The sequence below is a fragment of the Caulobacter sp. BK020 genome (assembly GCF_004342605.1).
Classification (GTDB): Bacteria; Pseudomonadota; Alphaproteobacteria; order Caulobacterales; family Caulobacteraceae; genus Caulobacter.
Genome location: NZ_SLZL01000003.1, coordinates 176226 through 195323 on the forward strand (window position 1 = coordinate 176226; position 19098 = coordinate 195323).

The window sequence follows — 19098 nt, forward strand, 5'->3', positions numbered from 1 at the left end:
CCACCCTGGGGAATTTTCGGCGGAATAAACCCCCTGCGGTGTCTCCGGCGCAAGTCTTTCGGGCAAAAGGCGGGCGGCAGGGGAAATCCGGAGACCCCCGCCGCCGCCTCGCAGTGCGCAACCGAGAGAGTCAATTGCTATTGAAAACCTACTATCGTGGGTCTGCAAAAGCAACCCTTGCATTCCCTCGCGTAAGGCTTCACCTTCACGTGATGGGCCGCACCGCCGACTACACCAATGAACGCTGCGCCATCGCCGCCACCCTCGAGGTCGTCGGCGATCCGTGGACCCTGCTGATCCTGCGCGACGCCTTCCAGGGCGTGAAGCGGTTCGAGCAGTGGCAGGAGCGGCTGGGCGTGGCGCGCAATGTCCTGGCCGCCCGCCTCAAGAGCCTGGTGGCCAACGGCGTGCTGGAGCCGCGCCGCTATTCGGAACGCCCCCCGCGCCAGGAATATGTCCTGACGCCAAAGGGGCGGGCCCTGTCGCCGGTGCTGCTGACCATGGCCGAGTGGGGCGACCAGCACGTCTATGGCCTGGGCAAGGGGCCGGTGCACTTCATCCACAAGACCTGCGGCTGCGACTTCCATCCCAAGCTGGCCTGCGAGGCCTGCGGCGAGATCGTCGACGGGCGCGACCTGGGTCGTGTGGTGCACCAGGAGCAGGCCCTGACGGTCGGCGAGGCGCTGGAGGCCGCGACCAGGATCGCCGCCGAGTGAGCTTTCGCTTCCACGTCCATCGCGCCAAGCCGACCTATCGGCTGGTGACGGCGGACGGGGCGGGGTTTCCGGTTGGCGCCGATCCGGAAGACTGGTGCTTCACCCGTGTGCGTGAGCGCGCCGACACCAATCCCGACGTGGCGAGGCTGGTCGACGAGACGGGCTACTGCCTGTTCAGGATCGGGCTGAGCTTCGACGAGGTGGTTTGATCCACAGGTTTTGACGGCTAAGTCGGAACCCCGACCCAAACTTTGCGTTTTGAGCCCTCAAGCGCGTCGCGCTCGGGCGGGGGCGCCCAGGGTTCAGTGGGGTTGGTGTTGGTGGAAGCGACGGGGCGAATGGGCGTGGCCGGCCCCGCCAGAAGCGTGAGCAAGCGGACATTGGATGTGCTGGGCGCGATCTTTGTCCTGCTGTTCTTCCTACCCGTTGGATTGGTGATGCTCATCGGGATCCGCTGCAGTCGGCGCGGTCCGATCTTCATGCGCGAGGAGACCCTCGGGCTGCACGGCCGCACCTTCGGGCGCTGGCGCCTGTATCGGCCGACGCAGCACGAAAGCCTGTTCGATCAGGTGCTCTGGCGGGCGGGGCTGGGCGACCTGCCGTCAGCCGTCAACGTCATCGACGGCGACATGTCGCTGATCGGACCCAGGCCGCAATCGCCGGGCCAGGACGCCCATCTGCGCAAGGGGCGGCCGGACTACGAGCGGCGCCTCGAGGCGCGGCCGGGCATGATCTGGCCGCGCGGCGCGGAGGGAGAGCCGTCATGGACCGCTGAACTGGACTACGTCGCCCGATGGACGGTGCTGGCGGATCTGAGGGTAGCGGCCCTCTATGCGGTCCAGGGATTGTTCCGCGAGGAACAGGGCGTCGATTAGGTCAGCGGGCGAGGATCGCCAGGCCGACGATCAAGCCGGTCCACATACCAAGATTGGCCAGGATCACGCTCAGCCGGGTCAGCGAGACGTGGCGTTCTTGGCGGTGCTTGTAAGTGTAGGTGGCGGTCGTCATTGTCCCAAAGCTCCGAATTCTACATCCGCGTCAAAAAATTGACCCGGGCGTACAGTAGATACGTATGCATGCCACAAAAGTTTCGCATGTCACTCGCTCATTGCGGGATTTCTGGCCCTGAGCGACGATTATTTTGCTCTGCGTCCTCCGATGGGCGGATGTTTTTATCAATGATGTCAAATAACCGCGTGCGAAGTTCGAATTTACCGTCTTTAAGATGTTGAGCGGCGCGGAACGCGCCAGGCGTGTGTCGCTCTTCGGCGGAGCGCAGCGGCCGCGGGGAGGCGGTCGGCGCCGCCGCCGATTCCCTAGATCGCCGCCCGCTCGGTCGTCGCGATGAAGCCGCCGCCCAGGACCCGTTCCGGATCGGCGGGATCGTACAGCACGCAGGCCTGGCCGGGGGCGACGCCTTCTTCCAGGACGTCGAACACCAGGCGAGGTTCGCCGTCGACCAGGGCCAGGCGGCCGGGGACGGGCTCGCGGGTCGAGCGCACGCGGGCCAGAACCGGCGCGCCCGCCGCGGCGGCCGTTTCCAGGCTGTCCTCGACGCCCAGCCAGTTGCCTTCCTTCAGCGACAGGGCCCGGGCCAGCAGCGCCTCGCGCGGGCCGACGATCACCTGGCGCTTGTCGGCGTCGATCTTCACGACGAACAGCGGATCGCCGACGGCGATGTTCAGGCCCCGGCGCTGGCCGATGGTGTAGCGGGTGACGCCCTCGTGGCGGCCCAGCACGCGGCCGTCCATGTGCACCATGTCGCCGGGCAGGGCGCCTTGCGGCCGGATCCGGTCGATCACCGTGGTGTACTTGCCCTCGGGCACGAAGCAGATGTCCTGGCTGTCGGGCTTGTCGGCGATGGCCAGGCCCAGCTCGGCGGCCACCTGGCGCACGGTCGGCTTGTCCATGCCGCCCAGCGGGAAGCGCAGGAAGTCCAGCTGCTCGGCCGTGGTGGCGAACAGGAAATAGCTCTGGTCCTTGGCCGGGTCGGCGGCGCGGCGCAGCTGCGGGCGGTTGCCGCCGCTCGGGCTCATCGCGCGCTGCACATAGTGCCCGGTCGCCATGGCCTCGGCGCCCAGGTCGCGGGCCACGTCCAGCAGATCGCGGAACTTGACGGTCTGGTTGCAGCGCACGCAGGGGATCGGCGTCTCGCCGCGCAGATAGGCGTCGGCGAAGTCCTCGATCACCTGTTCCTTGAAGCGGCTTTCGTAGTCGAGGACATAGTGCGGAATGCCGATCCGCTCGGCCGCCATGCGGGCGTCCAGGATGTCCTGGCCCGCGCAGCAGGCGCCCTTCTTGGCGATCGCGGCGCCGTGATCGTAGAGCTGCAGGGTGACCCCCACCACGTCGTAGCCGGCCTTGGCCAGCAGGGCGGCGGTGACGGTGGAATCGACCCCGCCCGACATCGCCGCGACGATCCGGGTCCCGACGGGCAGGCCGACAGCCGCGCGCGCCTGCTCGACGGCGCGGTCGAGGGCGGTGGCCGGGGCGAAGAGAGCGGTGTCGGCGTCCATCGCGGCCATATAGCGAGTTGCGGCCGTTTTTGCGAGGTTTGGGGCGTTGCGGACCGAAGCGTTCGTCGCTCCCCCCTACCTCAGCACGTTCAGCAGCGACGAGTTCTGCAAGCTCGAGAACACCTGGGCCGAGGCCTGGACGGCCAGCTTGGCCGACTCCAGGCGAGTGATCGCCTCGGCCATGTCGACCTCGGTGATGCCGCCGACCATGGTGCTCAGGGTGTCGGCCTGGTCCGACAGCTCGGTCTGGGCGGTCTCGAAGCGCTTCTGGTTCAGGCCGTTCTGGGCCTGGGCGGTGGTCAGGTTGGTCTTCACCGCGTCGAAAGTCGGCAGCAGGCCGCCCAGGAAGTTGCTCTGGGCCTGGGTCAGCTTGCCGGTGAAGGGACCGTTGGCGTCGACATAGGCCTGGACCTGCTTGAAGGCGTTGTAGACGCCCGTGCCCAGCTGGTCGGCCAGCTGGCCGGTGTCGACCGAGGTGGTGTCGTCGATGCGGTTGCTGGTGATGTACTGGTCGTTCTGGAACAGCGATGCCGTGCTGGCCGCCGCGGTCAGGTCGGCCATGCTGGTGGCCGTGGTCGGCTGGACGTCCGACTTGGCGCCGGCGAACACGTAGCGGCCGTTGAACTTGCTGTTGAGGCCCTGGACCACGTCGCCGAACGCGCCGTTCAGCTGCTGCATCAGGGTCTCGGCGCTGCCGGCGGCGATGGCGTTGGCGATGGCGTCGCGGGCGTCCTGGGTGGCGTCGGCGACCTGGCCGATGCCGATGTCCTGGACGTCCAGCCGGTTGGCGACCAGGGTCGTCTGGTCGCGGAAGCCGGCGACCTTGGCCTGGGCGGTCTTCATGGCCGTCAGGACCTCGGCGTTCTTGGCGTAGCCCTTCAGGTCGTTGGCGTTCTTCTGGCTGGAAACCTGTTCGCCAGCGACGTTCTGCAGCACCTGCGCACGCATCAGGTTGCTGGTCATCACGCCGAAGTTGCCGGAGGTGGAGACGCGGGTCATGGCTTAACCTCAAAGAATGCCGGTGAGGACATCGAACATGTCCTTCGTCGCCTGGATCAGGCGGGCGGAGGCGTTGAACGCCTGCTGGTAGGTGGTCAGGTTGACCAGTTCCTCGTCGAGATTGACGCCTTCCTGCGACTGGCGCTGGGCGTCGACCTCGGTCTTGACGGAGTCGGCCGCTTCCTTGCGGCTGGTGGCCGCCGCGGCCTTGCGGGCGATCGAGCCGCTGAAGTCCGCGCCGTAGCTCAGCACGGTCTTGCTCGAACCGGCGGTGTCGCCGGCGCTGGCGAAACTGGCGGTGACGTCGCCGGCCTTGGCCAGGGCCAGGGCGCCGCGGCCGTCGCCGGTCGCCAGCGCCGGGACGCCGGCCGCCACGGTCAGGTCCAGCTTGGCGAACGGCAGCTTGGACGGGTTGGCGTCCATGGCCGGGTCCACCTTGAAAAGGCCCCCGCGCGTGCTGCGCTCGCTCATGCCGACGCCGAACAGCTGGCTCAGCGACGGGCCGCCGACGCCGCGCTGGGTGGTGTCTTCGACCACCGACAGGTTGACCGGGGTGGCGGTGTTGGAGGTGAAGGTCAGCTCGCCCTTCGAGCCCAGGGTGAAGGCGCCGTAGAGGCCCACGCCCGAATTGCGGGAGTTCAGGGCGTCGATGGTTTCCTGCATCGTGCCCGTCCCCGTCGGGATGGTCACCTGGATGTCGCGGATGCGGCCGCCTTCGCTGTCGGTCAGGCGCAGGGAGATGGTCTGGCCGGGCGTAAAGCCGCTGGGGTCGCTGGCGACCATGCCGGTCTCGTAGGGCGAGTAGCCATCGGAGCGGACGATGTCGTTGAGGCCGAAGAACTGGGAAAAGCCCTTGCCGGCCTTGGTCGAGGGCGTGGTGGCGTCGTCGACGATCGCAATGCCGTTGGTGGCGGTCGCGGTGTTCAGGCTCAGCTGGCCGTTGGCGAAGGCCGCCGTGGCCGTGCCGCCCAGGGCGGTGTTCAGCTGGGTCAGGAAATTGGTGTTGGTGAAGGCGGGGCCGGCGGCGCCGTTGACGGTCATGGTCCCGGCGCTGAAGTCGACATCCACGCGCTGGACGATGGCGCCGGCGGCGTTGGTGATGGCGATGGTCGTCTTGCCGGTGAAGTTGGCGAAGGCCGTGTTGGCGTCCAGGCCGGTGTCCTTGCCGGTCATGCTGTTGGGCGCCGGCACCGAGCTGGCGGCGTTGGAGGCGCGGTTCAGCTCCTCGGCGGCCCGGCTGACGAACTCGCCCAGCTGGTCGGAGAGGTTGGGCAGTTCCTTGTTGCGCAGCTCAAGCAGGCCCTGGAGCTCGCCGTTGCTGACGGTCAGCGGCATGACCTGGCCGCCGCTGTTGGCGGTGACCACGGTCAGATAGCCGTTGGCGGCGCCCGACTGGTTGTAGGTGACGGTGGCCGGGCCGTTGCCCGCCAGGGTGACGCCCTCGGCCGAGCGGACCATGACCCCGCCGTTGGAGCGGTCGCTGACCTGGATGTTCATGTAGGTCGACAGCTCGTTGATCAGTCCGCTCTGGACGTTCTCGGAGCCGGTGCCGTCGGCGCCCGCCATCTTGGCGCGGGTGATGTCGACGTTCAGCGCGTCGATCTGCTTGAGCAGGTCGTTGACGCGGTCGACGTCGGCGCCGATGCGGTTGTCGGTGTCCTTGATCTGGCTGGACAGCGAGGAGGTGATGCGCTTGCTCTCGCCCAGGAAGTCCTCGACCTTGGTGATGGCGCTGCTGCGCAGCAGGGTCGAGGACGGGTCGTCGGCCGCCATGGAGAAGGCGGCGTAGACGTCGTCCAGGGTGGCGAAGAAATTGGTCGTGGTGCTGGGGTCGCCGAACAGCTTCTGGGCGTTGTCCATCGCCGTGGCGATCGCGCCCGTGCGGCCCGCGTCGGAGGCGCCGTTCAGGCTGGCGGCGGCCATGAACTTGTCGGTGGCCCGCTTGATGGCGTCGATGTTGACGCCCACGCCCATGCCGTTCGACACCAGGTTGGACTGGGCGATCGTCTTGCGGACATAGCCGGCGGTGTTGATGTTGGCGACGTTGTCGGAGGTGACGCGCAGGCCCGTCTGGGCCGCCATCATCCCCGAAGTCGCCACGTTCAAGATGGTGTTCAACGACATGGTCTATTCTCCGGCCTGCTCGGCAAACCACGAACGGCGCGACGCGACCTTGCCCGGCGAAAACTGCCGGGCGTTGCGGGGTTCGACCCCTTCAGCGATGTGCAAGCCATTGAAATTCATGGCGATCCGTTCCTGACGTCGAGCGAGCGACAGAAATCCATGCGCAAGGACGGCGCCAACCGGGGATGGGGCGAGACGACGCGGCAAGCCTGGCCCTTTCCGTCCTGCTCAGCCCGGCAAAAAGCGCCGTGGTCGGCCTATCTGGAGGTGTAAATGCAAGATTAACATCAATAAAAACAATATCTTGTTGTTGGTCTTCGAGTTGGCCCGGCGGTTGCTCAGGGATGTCCGGATCAAGGCGTGTCCTCTTCGGGCCGCCATCCTCCGTGGACCTGACCGACGCATGACCGCGATCGCCGCTCCCGCTTCCGTCCTGCCTTCTGCTCCGGCGCCCGCCGGCGGCTATGACAAGGACGCGGCCGAAGGCTTCGGCGCGCTGCTGGCCCAGGCCGCGAGCGCCAGCGCCTCCAATGACAAGGCGACCAGCGACAAGGCCTCCACACGAGACGCCCGCGACGCCGATAAGAGCGCCGACCGGGCGCAGGACGGCAAGGTCTCCAGCGCCAAGGCCGCCGACCGCGCCACCGACGCCAAGGCCGACCAAGTCGCCGGCGCCGCCGACAAGGTCTCCGATGGGAAGGCGCCGGCCAAGGCCGCCGTCGCCCAGGCGGCCGACAGAGCCCCGGACGCCAGCCCCGCCGAAGGCAAGACCGACAGCAAGGACCAGGCCGTCGCCGATGCGCCCGTGACCGCCGACACCGCCGCCGCCGGCCAGGCCGACGCCGCCGCCGCTGCCCAGGCCGCGGCGGCCCTGATCGCCGCCATGCAAGCGCCGCCGGCCGAGATCCCCAAGCCCGTGGCGGACGCCGTCACGACCGCCCAGGCCTCTTCGGTGGCCCAGCCGCTCCAGAACGTCACGGCCGAGATCGCTCCGGCGCCAGCCATCGCCCAAGATGCACAGGTCCAGGCGCTTCCCGCCGCCGCCCTGGCGACCGACGCCGCCGAGTCCGCTCCGGCCCTCGACCTGTCGCAGACGCCGGCGGCCTCGGCCGCCGAACTCGCCGCGGTCGCGGCGGTCGCCGCCAGGTCCAAGACCGGCCCGGCCGCTCCCGCCGCCAAGGCTGACGCGGCCCCGGCCATCGCGACCCCGGCCGGTCCGGCCGCTGAGGCCGCCGCCGCGCCGACGGTCGATCCCGCCGAACCCGCTCTGGTTCCGGCCGCCGCCGCCCAGGCCGCTGCGCCAGAAGTCGCCTCGGTGACCGCCAAGGTGGTCGAGGCCGCCGAACCGAAGACCACCGCCCCCACCACGGCGACCGCTGTCGCCGCCGTGGCGGACGCTGCCGAGCCGGCTCATGGCCAGGTCGCCGCGCCGGCCCACGCCGCGACGACGGGCGAAGGCGCGATGGGCGAGGGCGGCCAGGACCAGGCCGGCGACAAGAGCTCGCTTCTGAAGGACGCCGCGCCGGTCGCGGTTGCCGCCGACACTGCTGCTCCGACCCAAACCTTCGTCGCGCCAGGCACGGCGGCGGCCCCGGCCCCGGTCGTCGCCGCCCAGCTGCCCAAGGCCGGTCCCGAGACCGTCAGCCACCTGACGACCGAGATCGCCAGCAAGGCGGTGGTCGGCAAGACCAGCCGCTTCGATGTCGTACTACAGCCGGAAGGCCTGGGCCGCGTCGACGTGCGCATCGAGATCGCCAAGGACGGCAAGCTGACCGCCGCCCTGAACTTCGACAACCCGGCCGCCGCCGCCGACATGCGGGGCAAGTCGGGCGAACTGCGCCAGGCCCTGGCCGCCGCGGGCTTCAATGTCGCCGACAACGCCCTGAGCTTCGACAGCTCCAGCCAGAACCAGGGCGGCCAGAGCCAGAACGCCTTCTTCAATTTCCAGGACGGCGAGAACGGCCGTCAGGCTTTCCAAGGCCGCGCCTTCCGATCGGCGCTGGGCGAGGAAATCCCCACCCTGTCCCCGTCCGCCCTGCTGCCCGGCCTCCGCGTCGCCGACAGCAGCGGCGTCGACGTCAGAATCTAGGAGAGCCCGCCATGGTCACGGCCACCAGCAGCACCGGCAACGCCACCACCGACAAGATCAACAACTCGCGGAACTCGCTCGCCAATAACGAGCAGACGTTCCTGAAGCTGCTGACCACCCAGCTGAAGAACCAGGATCCGCTGTCGCCCACCGACACGACCCAGATGACCAGCCAGATCACCCAGATGACCGGCGTCGAGCAGCAACTGGTCACCAACGACCTGCTGACGGCCCTGGTCGGGATGAACACCAGCGGCGGCATCAGCGAGGGCGTCAACCTGATGGGCAAGCAGGTCACCGCCGAGACCGACAAGTCGGTGCTCAAGAACGGCGAGGCGACCTGGAGCTACACCCAGAGCCGGTCGGCCACCGGCGTCAAGGTCGAGGTCATCGACAAGTTCGGCAAGACCATCGCCACGGTGCTGCCCGACGACATGTCCAGCGGCGACCACACCTTCAAGTGGGACGGCAAGAGCGCCGACGGAACCAAGCAGCCCGACGGCGGCGAATACACCATCAAGGTGACCGCCACGGACTCCGAAGGGGCCAACATCACCACCTCGGCCAAGGGACGCGTCGACGGCGTCGTCACCAAGGTCACCAACGAAAGCGGCGTCAACATGGTCTGGATCGGCGACACCAAGGTCCCGCTCGACTCCGTGATCGGCGTCACCAACCCCACGACCACGTAACGGTCGTCATCCGATGAACGGGTGTCAGAACGACGCCGTCGCGGTCTCCCCGGCTCCGCCGGACTTCGGGACCCAAACGCAAACCGCGCTGAACCTCAAACCCATCCGTTTTTGAACTTCATCGCAGGATCACAGTCATGAGCATCAACAGCGCCATGCTCGCCGGGGTTTCCGGCCTGATCTCCAACTCGTCGGCCCTGGCCGCGATCTCGGACAACATCGCCAACGTCAACACGGTCGGCTACAAGCGCAGCTCGGCCAACTTCTCGACCCTGGTCACCGCCCAGAGCAAGAACGCCACCTACAGCGCCGGCGGCGTCAAGGCCCAGACCCACCAGTTCATCAGCCAGCAGGGCCTGACCCAGGCCACGACCTCGAACCTGGACCTGTCGATCGCCGGATCGGGCTTCTTCGTCGGCACCGAGAAGCCGGAAGGCCTGACCGCCACCGACACCCGCTCGTTCACCCGCGCCGGCTCGTTCCAGCTGGACAACCTGGGCTACCTGCGCAACGACGCGGGCCTCTATCTGCAGGGCTGGCTGGCCGACCCGGTGACCGGCGCCATCACGCCCGACCCGTCGGACCTGACCCAACTGTCCTCGATCAACGTGGGCACGGTCGGCGGCACCGCCGAGAAGACCACCCGGGTCGGCGTCAACGCCAACCTGCGCTCGGAACAGGCCGTCGCGGCCGCGGCCAACGCCGTGTCGACCAAGACGGGCCTGGTCGACAGCAGCGGCGCGACCAACAACTACTCAGTCTATTACAGCCCGACGGGCAACGGCAACGAATACGCCGTCGAGATCCGCCAGGCCGGCGTGACGGTCGCCACCGGCGTCAACACCTATGACCCGACCACCGGCAACCTGCTGGCGACGACCCTGCCGGGCACGGCGCCGAACGTTCAGATCGCCGCCGGCCCGCCCGCCGTGACCCTGACCCAGACCCAGCTGGGCGTGAACACCAAGGCCGACGCCATCGCCAGCGGCGCCTACGACCCGGCGACCCGCTCGATGTCGGACTACGCCGAGGACCCGACCACGGGCGTCAAGCCGGACTTCGAGATCCAGATTCCGGTCTCCGACTCCAAGGGCGGCCAGCGCACCGTCACCCTGTCGCTGCTGAAGGGCCCCGGCCCCAACGAATGGTTCGCCGAACTGCGCGCCAAGCCCGGCGACCTGGACAACAACACCAACGGCCTGATCAGCTCGGGCAAGATCACCTTCACCACCGACGGCAAGCTGAACTCGGTCGGCAACCTGTTCGGCGGCGTGACCCCGACCGCGATCAACATCGGCGCGTCGGACCCGACCGTGGCCAACCTGGCCCCGCCGGCGGTGACGCCCCCGCGCTGGGCCGACGGTCTGGGCATCGACGCCCAGGACATCCAGATCGACCTGGCCAGCGCCGCCGGCGGCCTGACCCAGTACAACAGCCAGTCGGTGGTCCAGTCGGTCAACACCAATGGCACGGCCTTCGGCAACCTGACCAACATCGAGGTCGACGACCAGGGCTATGTCTCGGCGATCTTCGACAACGGCGTGACCCGCCGCATCGCACAGGTTGCGATCGCCACGTTCTCGAACCCCAACGGATTGAAGGGCGTGAACGGAAATGCATATCGCGTCACCAACGAAAGCGGCACCTATAGCCTGAAGACTCCGGGGCAGGGGGGCGCAGGCGTGATTGCTCCGTCCACGCTGGAAGCTTCGACGGTCGACTTGTCGACGGAGTTCACCGGGTTGATCACGACGCAGAGAGCCTATTCGGCTTCGTCGAAGATCATCACCACCGCCGACCAGATGCTAGAAGAGCTTCTGAGCATTAAACGGTAATTACAGGTCTTAACTGACCTTAATTGTCCTGTGTCACATTGATACATCACGGGAGTGGGGAGAAAGCCTAGTGTTTCAGTCTTTCTTTACTATTGGAATTAAGCGCCTGTTATTTCCCGGCGCGTATATTCCTCTCCAACAGTGATGGTTGTGGGAAAGGCGTAAAGCCATGTTGCAGCAGCAGCGCACGAACAGCCGGGGTGAGAAGTACGTGATCGGTCCGACCGGCGCGCCGCTGACTCTCTCCGACTTGCCGCCTCCGGAAACCCAGCGTTGGGTGATCCGGCGCAAGGCCGAGGTGGTGGCCGCCGTCCGCGGTGGTCTCCTCTCGCTCGACGAGGCGTGCGATCGGTACAAGTTGACCAACGAGGAGTTCCTCGCCTGGCAACAGTCGATCGACCGTCACGGCCTGGCGGGTCTGCGGACCACGCGGCTTCAGCAGTACCGCTAGTCGGCGGGCCGGAAGCCTATGTCGTGTGGGGGTTTCGAGCCCTCGGCGACCTGTCGAACAGTTCAGCGGCCGCGTCCCCCAGGGGCGCGGCCGCGACCTTTTGGCGCCCCTGGGACCCCCTTGGAGGGGTCCTTTGTAAACGACCCGTTTACCTTGCACTGGGTAAATCCTGCCTAGCGACGGCGTGCTCCGGCGCGCAGCGGCTGGCGTCCTCTCCGGGGGTGCTTTTCAGGGGTAGGGCGTAGGTTGGATAAGTTCCTCAGCGCGATTCAAAGGTTTGGCGTCGGCCGTCTGGCCGCCCTGATCGGCGTCGCCGCGGGCGCGATCGCCGTGATCGCCGCCGTGATGATGATGATGAGCAAGCAGCCCAACGAGCTGTTGCTGTCCAACGTCGACCCCAAGGAATCCGCCGCCGCCACGGCCGCCCTCGACCAGGCGGGCATCAAGTACGAGACCAAGGGCGACGGCGCGACGATCTATGTCGCCCGCGACAAGGTCAATTCCGCCCGCCAGCTGATCTTCACCAAGGGCCTGGTGACCTCCGGCTCGGTCGGCTACGAGATCTTCGACACCGGCAACGCGCTGGGCCAGACCGACTTCGTCCAGCAGTTGAACCGCCAGCGCGCGCTGCAGGGCGAGCTGGAGCGGACCATCCAGGGCTGGGACGGCGTGCGCGCCGCCCGCGTCCACCTGGTGATCCCCAAGCGTCAGCTGTTCGAGGAAGACGCCGAGAAGCCGACCGCCGCCGTCACCATCAGCACCGGCCGCGAGCCGTCGGCCGACATGGTCCGCGCCGTCCAGAACCTGGTGGCCGGCTCGGTCGCCGGGATGAAGCCCGACGCGGTCAACGTCATCGACCAGCACGGCAAGACCCTGTCGGCCGGCAACGACGAGAGCCTGGCCGGCAAGCTGGCCCAGGACGCCAAGAGCGAGGCCGAGGCCCGCATCGCCAAGACCGTCAAGGACATGATCGACGGCGTGCTGGGCCCGGGCAAGGCGCGCGTCAACGTCACCGCCGACCTCGACCTGAACCGCGTCACCACCCAGGAGCGCAAGTTCGATCCGGACGGCCAGGTGATCCGCTCGGAAAGCACCAACGCCAACAATTCCAGCGAGACCAAGAACGACGACACCGGCGGCGTCACCTCGACCCAGAACATCCCCGGCCAGACCCCGAACGGCTTCCAGCCGCTGGGCACAAAGCAGGACAGCAACGAGAGCGTCACCAACTACGAGATCTCGGAAAGCACCACCACCACCGTCCAGGAGCCGGGCAAGGTCCGCAAGGTCGCCATCGCCGTGGCCGTGGACGGCGTCACCGCCCCTCCGGGCAAGGACGGCAAGCCGGGCGCCTACACCCCGCGCTCCGCGGCCGAGATGGCGCAGCTGGAGCAGCTGGTGAAGACCGCGGTCGGCTTCGACCAGGCCCGCGGCGACCAGGTCTCGGTGGTCAATGTCCGCTTCCCGCAGCCCGAGGACCAGGGCCTGGGCAAGGCCGGCCTGATGGACGGCATCGACAAGAACGACCTGATGCGCTTCGCCGAGCTGGGCGTGCTGGCCGTCGTGGCCCTGCTGATCCTGCTGTTCGCGGTGCGCCCGTTCCTGAAGAGCCTGATGAGCCCGCCGCCGACCCCGCTGGGCCTGGCGCTGAACACGCCGCAGATCACCCGCATGGTCACCCTGTCGGACGGCACCACCCAGGAAGTGGTCGTCGACCAGACGGGCGAACCGATCGCCATCGCCGGACCGGCCGACATGGACCAGCGCATCGACATCGCCAAGATCGAAGGCCAGGTGAAGGCCTCGTCGATCAAGCGGGTCTCGGAGTTCGTCGAAAAGCACCCCGACGAGTCCGTCGCGATCCTCCGCTCCTGGCTGCACGAGTCGGAGTAGGCGATGAAGAACTCCATCACCGACGTCAAAAGGCTGGCCGGTCCCGAGAAGGCGGCGATTGTGCTGCTCGCCCTGGGCGAAGAGCACACCGCGATCTGGGAAGCCCTGGACGACGAGGAAATCAAGGAAGTCTCCCAGGCCATGGCCGGCCTGGGCACGGTCTCGGCCTCGGTCGTGGAAGAGCTGCTGGTCGAGTTCGTCTCGGGCATGAGCTCGACCGGCGCGATCATGGGCTCCTACGAGCAGACCCAGCGCCTGCTGTCGGCCTTCATGCCGCCGGAGAAGGTCGACCAGCTGATGGAAGAGATCCGCGGTCCCGCGGGTCGCACCATGTGGGACAAGCTGGGCAACGTGAACGAGGCCGTCCTCGCCAACTATCTGAAGAACGAATATCCGCAGACCGTCGCCGTGGTGCTGTCGAAGGTGAAGTCCGACCACGCCGCGCGCGTGCTGGCCTCGCTGCCCGAGGACTTCGCCCTGGAATGCGTCACCCGCATGCTGCGGATGGAGCCGGTCCAGCGCGAGATCCTCGACAAGATCGAGCAGACCCTGCGCACCGAATTCATGTCGAACCTGGCGCGCACGTCCAAGCGCGACAGCCACGAGATGATGGCCGAGATCTTCAACAACTTCGACCGCCAGACCGAGGCCCGCTTCATCGCGGCGCTGGAAGAGCGCAACCGCGAGGCGGCCGAGCGCATCCGCGCCCTGATGTTCGTGTTCGAGGACCTGTCGAAGCTGGATCCAGGCGGCGTCCAGACCCTGCTGCGCGCCACCGGCAAGGAACAGCTGGCCCTGGCCCTGAAGGGCGCCTCGGACAAGCTGCGCGAGATGTTCTTCTCCAACATGTCGGAACGCGCCTCGAAGATCATGCGCGAGGACATGGAGAGCATGGGTCCGGTCCGCCTGAAGGACGTCGACCAGGCCCAGGTCGCCATGGTCCAGGTCGCCAAGGACTTGGCCGCCAAGGGCGAGATCATGCTGGCCGGCGCCGGCGCCGAAGACGAACTGATCTACTAGGGGGATGGCTGAATGACCGACATCGCCCACAAGCGCTTCACCTTCGACACCGTGTTCGACGACCGCGGCGGCATGAGCGCGCCGCCGCGGGTGAAGAAGAACTTCTCCCTGGAAGAGCTGGAAGCCGCCAAGGCCGAGGCCTACGCCGCCGGCGAGCAGTCGGCGGTGGCCCAGGCCGAGCGCGAGGCCGCCATGGCCCTCAACACCATCGGTCAGGCGATCCACGGCGCCTTCTCGACCCTGGCCGCCGTCGCCCACGAGCACCGCGAGGGCTCGGCGATGCTGGCCCTGGCCTGCGGCCGGGCCATCGCCGACGCCGCCCTGGACCAGTTCCCCGAGGCCCCGACCCAGGCGGCCCTGGTCGCTCTGGCCCGCGAGGTCGAGGCCAGTCCGAAACTGACCGTCCGCGTCGCCGCCCATCTGGTCGAGCGCACCCAGGCCGCCCTGGAGCAGACAGCCCAGGCCATCGGCTTCCCCGGCCAGATCATCGCCCGGGCCGACGCCATGCCGGCCGCCGCCTTCGTCCTGGACTGGGGCGACGGGCGCGCGGCCTTCAATCCCGACGACGCGGCCGCCCGCGTCACCCAAGCCCTCGAAGCCGCCATCGCGGCCGAGGGGCTCCACGCCGAACCTCTTGCGCCTAGCGAAGGCTGACCGCCATGACCGAAGACAACCTCACCCTCGACGAATTCGGCGGCAGCATGCTGGCCTCCGAAATGCCGGTCGAACTCAGCGACAAGATCGCGTCCGACCTAGCGCCGGTCTTCGACGTGCCGGTCAACATCTCCGCGGTGCTGGGCCGGGCCCACATGTCGGTGGCGCAGCTGCTGCAGCTGTCGGCCGGCTCGATCCTCGAGCTCGACCGCAAGGTCGGCGAGGCGATCGACATCTATGTGAACAACCGCCTGGTGGCGCGCGGCGAGGTCGTCGTCGTCGACGAGCGCCTGGGCGTGACCATGACGGAAATCATCAAGGACGGCGACGCCGCCGGCTGATCGCCGACGCCGCTGAATTGACGCTTAATCGGTTTGAATACGGGGCGCGCAAGGCCCCAACGGAGAGAAAACGATGCGCCTCCTGGTCGTCGGAAAACTGAACGGACAGCTCTCGGTCGCCGTGAAGATGGCGATGAACACCGGGGCCAAGGTCTCGCACGTCGAGACCACCGAGGCGGCGACCCACGCGCTGCGGGCCGGCCAGGGCGCCGACCTGCTGATGGTCGAGTACACGCTCGACATCGCGGGCCTGATCGCCACCAACGAGTCCGAGCGGATCCGGGTGCCGGTGGTGGCCTGCGGCGTCGACGCCGACCCGATGCGGGCCGCCGCGGCGATCAAGGCCGGGGCCAAGGAATTCATCCCGCTGCCGCCGGACGCCGAGCTGATCGCCGCGGTCCTGGCCGCCGTCACCGACGACAACCGCCCGATGATCGTCCGCGACCCGGCGATGGAGACCGTCATCCGCCTGGCCGACCAGGTGGCGCCGTCGGAAGCCTCGATCCTGATCACCGGCGAGAGCGGCTCGGGCAAGGAGGTGATGGCCCGCTACGTCCACGCCAAGTCGCGCCGGGCCAAGGCGCCGTTCATCAGCGTCAACTGCGCCGCCATCCCCGAGAACCTGCTGGAAAGCGAGCTGTTCGGCCACGAGAAAGGCGCCTTCACCGGCGCCGTGGCCCGCCGGGTCGGCAAGTTCGAGGAAGCCGATGGCGGCACCCTGCTGCTGGACGAAATCAGCGAGATGGACGCCCGTCTGCAGGCCAAGCTGCTGCGGGCCATCCAGGAGCGCGAGATCGACCGCGTCGGCGGCAACAAGCCGGTCAAGGTCAACATCCGCATCCTGGCCACCTCCAACCGCGACCTGGCCCAGGCCGTGAAGGACGGCACGTTCCGCGAGGACCTTCTCTATCGCCTGAACGTCGTGAACCTGCGCCTGCCGCCGCTCCGCGAGCGCCCAGCCGACGTGATCACCCTGTGCGAGCACTTCGTGAAGAAGTACTCGGCCGCCAACGGCATGCCGGAAAAGCCGATCTCGGCCGAGGCCAAGCGCCGGCTGATCGCCCACCGCTGGCCGGGCAACGTCCGCGAGCTGGAGAACGCCATGCACCGCGCGGTGCTGCTGTCGCCGGGCGCCGAGATCGAGGAATTCGCCATCCGCCTGCCGGACGGCCAGCCCTTGGCCCCGGCCCCCGACGTGGCGGTGGCCCGCGGCGCCCAGATGGCGGCCGACGCCGTGTCGCGCACCTTCGTCGGCTCGACGGTGGCCGAGGTCGAGCAGCAGCTGATCATCGACACCCTGGAACACTGCCTGGGCAACCGCACCCACGCGGCCAACATCCTGGGTATCTCGATCCGCACCCTGCGCAACAAGCTCAAGGAATATTCCGACGCGGGCGTCTCGGTGCCGCCGCCGCAGGGCGGCGTGGCCGCCGCCTGACCTGGAAGACCGTGCTCGGCGCCCGCGACCATCGGTCCGGCGCCGGACATGGCTAATTTCGGTTAAGACCCTGGCGGGTTCGTGCAAATCGCTTCATGCGCGATTCCTGCCAAGCTAACAGATCGAAGAACTTGAATGGCTGACGCCGCCGTCCCCAAGGCCGCAACCTCCATTCCCAGCGCCAAGTCGCTGTGGGAAGGGATCCTGCGCGGCGAAATGGGATTGGCCCTGGGCGTCGTGGGCATCATCGTCCTGCTGATCATCCCGGTGCCGGCGATCATGCTGGACCTGCTGCTGGCCATCTCGCTGACCGGCGCGGTGCTGATCCTGATGACCGCGGTGCTGATCAAGAAGCCGCTGGAATTCACCTCGTTCCCGACCGTCCTGCTGGTCGCCACCCTCTACCGCCTGGGTCTCAACGTGGCCTCCACGCGCCTGATCCTCGGCCACGGCCAGGAAGGCTCGCACGGGGCGGGCGCGGTGATCGCCGCCTTCGGCAACCTGATGATGCAGGGCAACTTCGTCATCGGGGTGATCGTCTTCATCATCCTGGTGGTGGTGAACTTCATGGTCGTCACCAAGGGTTCGGGCCGGATCGCCGAGGTCGCGGCCCGCTTCACTCTGGACGCCATGCCCGGCAAGCAGATGGCCATCGACGCCGACCTGTCGACCGGCCTGATCGACCAAGACACCGCCAAGCAGCGCCGCAAGGACCTGGAGCAGGAATCGACCTTCTTCGGGGCCATGGACGGCGCCAGCAAGTTCGTGAAGGGCGACGCCGTCGCCGGCCTGATCATCACCGGCATCAACATCGTCGGCGGCATCCTGATCGGCGTCGTCCAGCATAAGATGCCGATCGGCGAGGCCTCGGCGTCCTACACGATCATGACCATCGGCGACGGCCTGGTCAGCCAGATCCCGGCCCTGATCATCTCGATCGCCGCCGGCATGGTCGTGTCCAAGGCCGGGGTCGAAGGCAGCGCCAACAAGGCCCTGACCACCCAGCTGGCCATGAACCCGGTGGCCCTGGGCATGGTCTCGGCCTCGGCCGGGGTCATCGCCCTGATCCCGGGCATGCCGATCATTCCGTTCGCGGCCCTGGCCGTGGGCTCGGGCTTCCTGGCCTATCGCCGCGCCCAAAAGGCAAAAGAGCCGCAACCGTTGGATCCCGCCGCCCTGGCGGCGCTGGAGGCGGCCTCGGCCGAGCCCGAGGAGGAGCCGATCAGCGCCTCCCTGGCCATCGACGACGTCAAGATCGAGCTGGGCTACGGCCTGCTGACCCTGATCAACGACCTGGACGGCCGCAAGCTGACCGACCAGATCCGCGCCCTGCGCAAGACCCTGGCCACCGAGTTCGGCTTCGTCATGCCGCCGGTCCGGATCCTCGACAACATGCGCCTGGCCAACCAGGGCTATGCGATCCGCATCAAGGAGATGGAGGCCGGCGCCGGCGAGGTCCGCCTGGGCTGCCTGATGGCCATGGACCCGCGCGGCGGCCAGGTCGAGCTGCCCGGCGAGCACGTGCGCGAGCCGGCCTTCGGCCTGCCCGCCACCTGGGTGGAGGAGGCCATGCGCGAAGAGGCCACTTTCCGCGGCTACACCATCGTCGATCCGGCCACCGTGCTGACCACGCACCTGACCGAGATCCTCAAGGAGAACATGGCCGACCTGCTCTCCTACGCCGAGGTGCAGAAGCTGCTGAAGGAACTGCCCGAGGGGCAGAAGAAGCTGGTCGACGACCTGATCCCCTCGGTGGTCAGCGCCACGACCATCCAGCGCGTGCTGCAGGCCCTGCTTAAGGAGCGCGTCTCGATCCGCGACCTGCCGCAGATCCTGGAAGGCATCGGCGAGGCCGCCCCGCACACCGCCTCGGTCATCCAACTGGTCGAGCAGGTCCGCGCCCGCCTCGGTCGCCAGCTGTGCTGGGCCAACCGCGGCGACGACGGCGCCCTGCCGATCATCACCCTGTCGGCCGAGTGGGAGCAGGCCTTCGCCGAGGCCCTGGTCGGTCCGGGCGAGGACAAGCAGCTGGCCCTGGCCCCCTCGCGCCTGCAGGACTTCATCCGCGGCGTGCGCGACGCTTTCGACCGGGCCGCCATGGCTGGCGACAGCGCCGTGCTGCTGACCAGCCCGGGCGTCCGCCCCTATGTCCGTTCGATCATCGAGCGCTTCCGCGGCCAGACCGTGGTGATGAGCCAGAACGAAATCCATCCGCGCGCCCGCCTGCGCACCGTCGGGATGGTCTGAGGCTTCGCCCAGAAAAAGCCGGCAGGCGCCCAGAAATGGTCACGTCATGTTACTGACTATTTCGGAACCGTTGCCGATAGGTC

General features: G+C 67.8%; 17 protein-coding genes. 13 read left to right on the plus strand and 4 right to left on the minus strand.

What is annotated here, in order from left to right; all coding sequences use genetic code 11:
• Positions 1-212 precede the first annotated feature (212 nt).
• The 3 genes from EV278_RS04840 to EV278_RS04850 all read left to right on the plus strand — a co-directional run bounded on the left by EV278_RS04840 (position 213) and on the right by EV278_RS04850 (position 1591).
• Positions 213-716 (plus strand): helix-turn-helix domain-containing protein, encoded by a 504-nt coding sequence (locus EV278_RS04840; protein ID WP_132087327.1) that lies wholly within the window; start codon positions 213-215, stop codon positions 714-716.
• Entirely contained in the window at positions 713-925 is a 213-nt protein-coding gene (locus EV278_RS04845; protein WP_132087330.1) for a hypothetical protein, read from the plus strand. The genes EV278_RS04840 and EV278_RS04845 overlap by 4 nt, the downstream gene beginning before the upstream one ends.
• 129 nt (positions 926-1054) lie before the next feature.
• A complete protein-coding gene (locus EV278_RS04850; RefSeq protein ID WP_132087333.1) occupies positions 1055-1591 on the plus strand; it encodes a sugar transferase in 537 nt (178 codons plus the stop codon).
• A gap of 1 nt (position 1592) precedes the next feature.
• Here EV278_RS04850 and EV278_RS24585 read toward each other — a convergent pair whose 3' ends face one another.
• The 4 genes from EV278_RS24585 to flgK form a co-directional block, all read right to left on the minus strand.
• Positions 1593-1724, minus strand: coding sequence for a hypothetical protein (locus tag EV278_RS24585; RefSeq protein ID WP_279389366.1), 132 nt, complete (start codon positions 1722-1724; stop codon positions 1593-1595).
• 308 nt (positions 1725-2032) lie between these two features.
• Positions 2033-3241 (minus strand): tRNA 2-thiouridine(34) synthase MnmA, encoded by a 1209-nt coding sequence (mnmA, locus tag EV278_RS04855; protein ID WP_132087336.1) that lies wholly within the window; start codon positions 3239-3241, stop codon positions 2033-2035.
• Positions 3242-3307: 66 nt separating this feature from the next.
• Positions 3308-4231 carry a flagellin gene (locus tag EV278_RS04860; protein WP_132087338.1) on the minus strand — a complete coding sequence of 308 codons (924 nt, stop codon included), beginning with the start codon at positions 4229-4231 and terminating at the stop codon, positions 3308-3310.
• 9 nt (positions 4232-4240) lie between these two features.
• Positions 4241-6355, minus strand: coding sequence for a flagellar hook-associated protein FlgK (flgK, locus tag EV278_RS04865; protein ID WP_132087341.1), 2115 nt, complete (start codon positions 6353-6355; stop codon positions 4241-4243).
• Positions 6356-6758: 403 nt separating this feature from the next.
• Between flgK and EV278_RS24590 the strand changes: the two genes are divergently transcribed.
• From EV278_RS24590 to flhA, 10 genes are all read left to right on the plus strand, one after another.
• The gene (locus EV278_RS24590; RefSeq protein ID WP_132087344.1) at positions 6759-8444 is read left to right on the plus strand and encodes a flagellar hook-length control protein FliK; all 1686 of its coding nucleotides are present in this window, start codon (positions 6759-6761) and stop codon (positions 8442-8444) included.
• An 11-nt stretch (positions 8445-8455) separates the two neighbouring features.
• Complete coding sequence (locus EV278_RS04875; protein ID WP_132087347.1) at positions 8456-9136, plus strand: flagellar hook assembly protein FlgD; 681 nt, start codon at positions 8456-8458, stop codon at positions 9134-9136.
• 137 nt (positions 9137-9273) lie between these two features.
• Complete coding sequence (gene flgE, locus EV278_RS04880; RefSeq protein WP_132087350.1) at positions 9274-10971, plus strand: flagellar hook protein FlgE; 1698 nt, start codon at positions 9274-9276, stop codon at positions 10969-10971.
• 169 nt (positions 10972-11140) lie between these two features.
• Positions 11141-11422: a CtrA inhibitor SciP gene (sciP, locus tag EV278_RS04885; RefSeq protein WP_007675208.1), complete on the plus strand. Its 282-nt coding sequence runs from the start codon at positions 11141-11143 to the stop codon at positions 11420-11422.
• Positions 11423-11668: 246 nt separating this feature from the next.
• Complete coding sequence (gene fliF / locus EV278_RS04890; protein WP_132087353.1) at positions 11669-13315, plus strand: flagellar basal-body MS-ring/collar protein FliF; 1647 nt, start codon at positions 11669-11671, stop codon at positions 13313-13315.
• 3 nt (positions 13316-13318) lie between these two features.
• Positions 13319-14335, plus strand: coding sequence for a flagellar motor switch protein FliG (gene fliG / locus EV278_RS04895; protein WP_132087356.1), 1017 nt, complete (start codon positions 13319-13321; stop codon positions 14333-14335).
• 12 nt (positions 14336-14347) lie between these two features.
• Complete coding sequence (locus EV278_RS04900) at positions 14348-14989, plus strand: flagellar assembly protein FliH (protein ID WP_132087359.1); 642 nt, start codon at positions 14348-14350, stop codon at positions 14987-14989.
• Positions 14990-14994: 5 nt separating this feature from the next.
• A complete protein-coding gene (gene fliN / locus EV278_RS04905) occupies positions 14995-15330 on the plus strand; it encodes a flagellar motor switch protein FliN (RefSeq protein ID WP_018061392.1) in 336 nt (111 codons plus the stop codon).
• Between the two features lie 73 nt (positions 15331-15403).
• Positions 15404-16768, plus strand: coding sequence for a sigma-54 dependent transcriptional regulator (locus tag EV278_RS04910; RefSeq protein WP_132087362.1), 1365 nt, complete (start codon positions 15404-15406; stop codon positions 16766-16768).
• Between the two features lie 135 nt (positions 16769-16903).
• On the plus strand, positions 16904-19015 hold the full coding sequence (flhA, locus tag EV278_RS04915; RefSeq protein ID WP_132087364.1) for a flagellar biosynthesis protein FlhA: 2112 nt from the start codon (positions 16904-16906) through the stop codon (positions 19013-19015).
• Positions 19016-19098 lie beyond the last annotated feature (83 nt).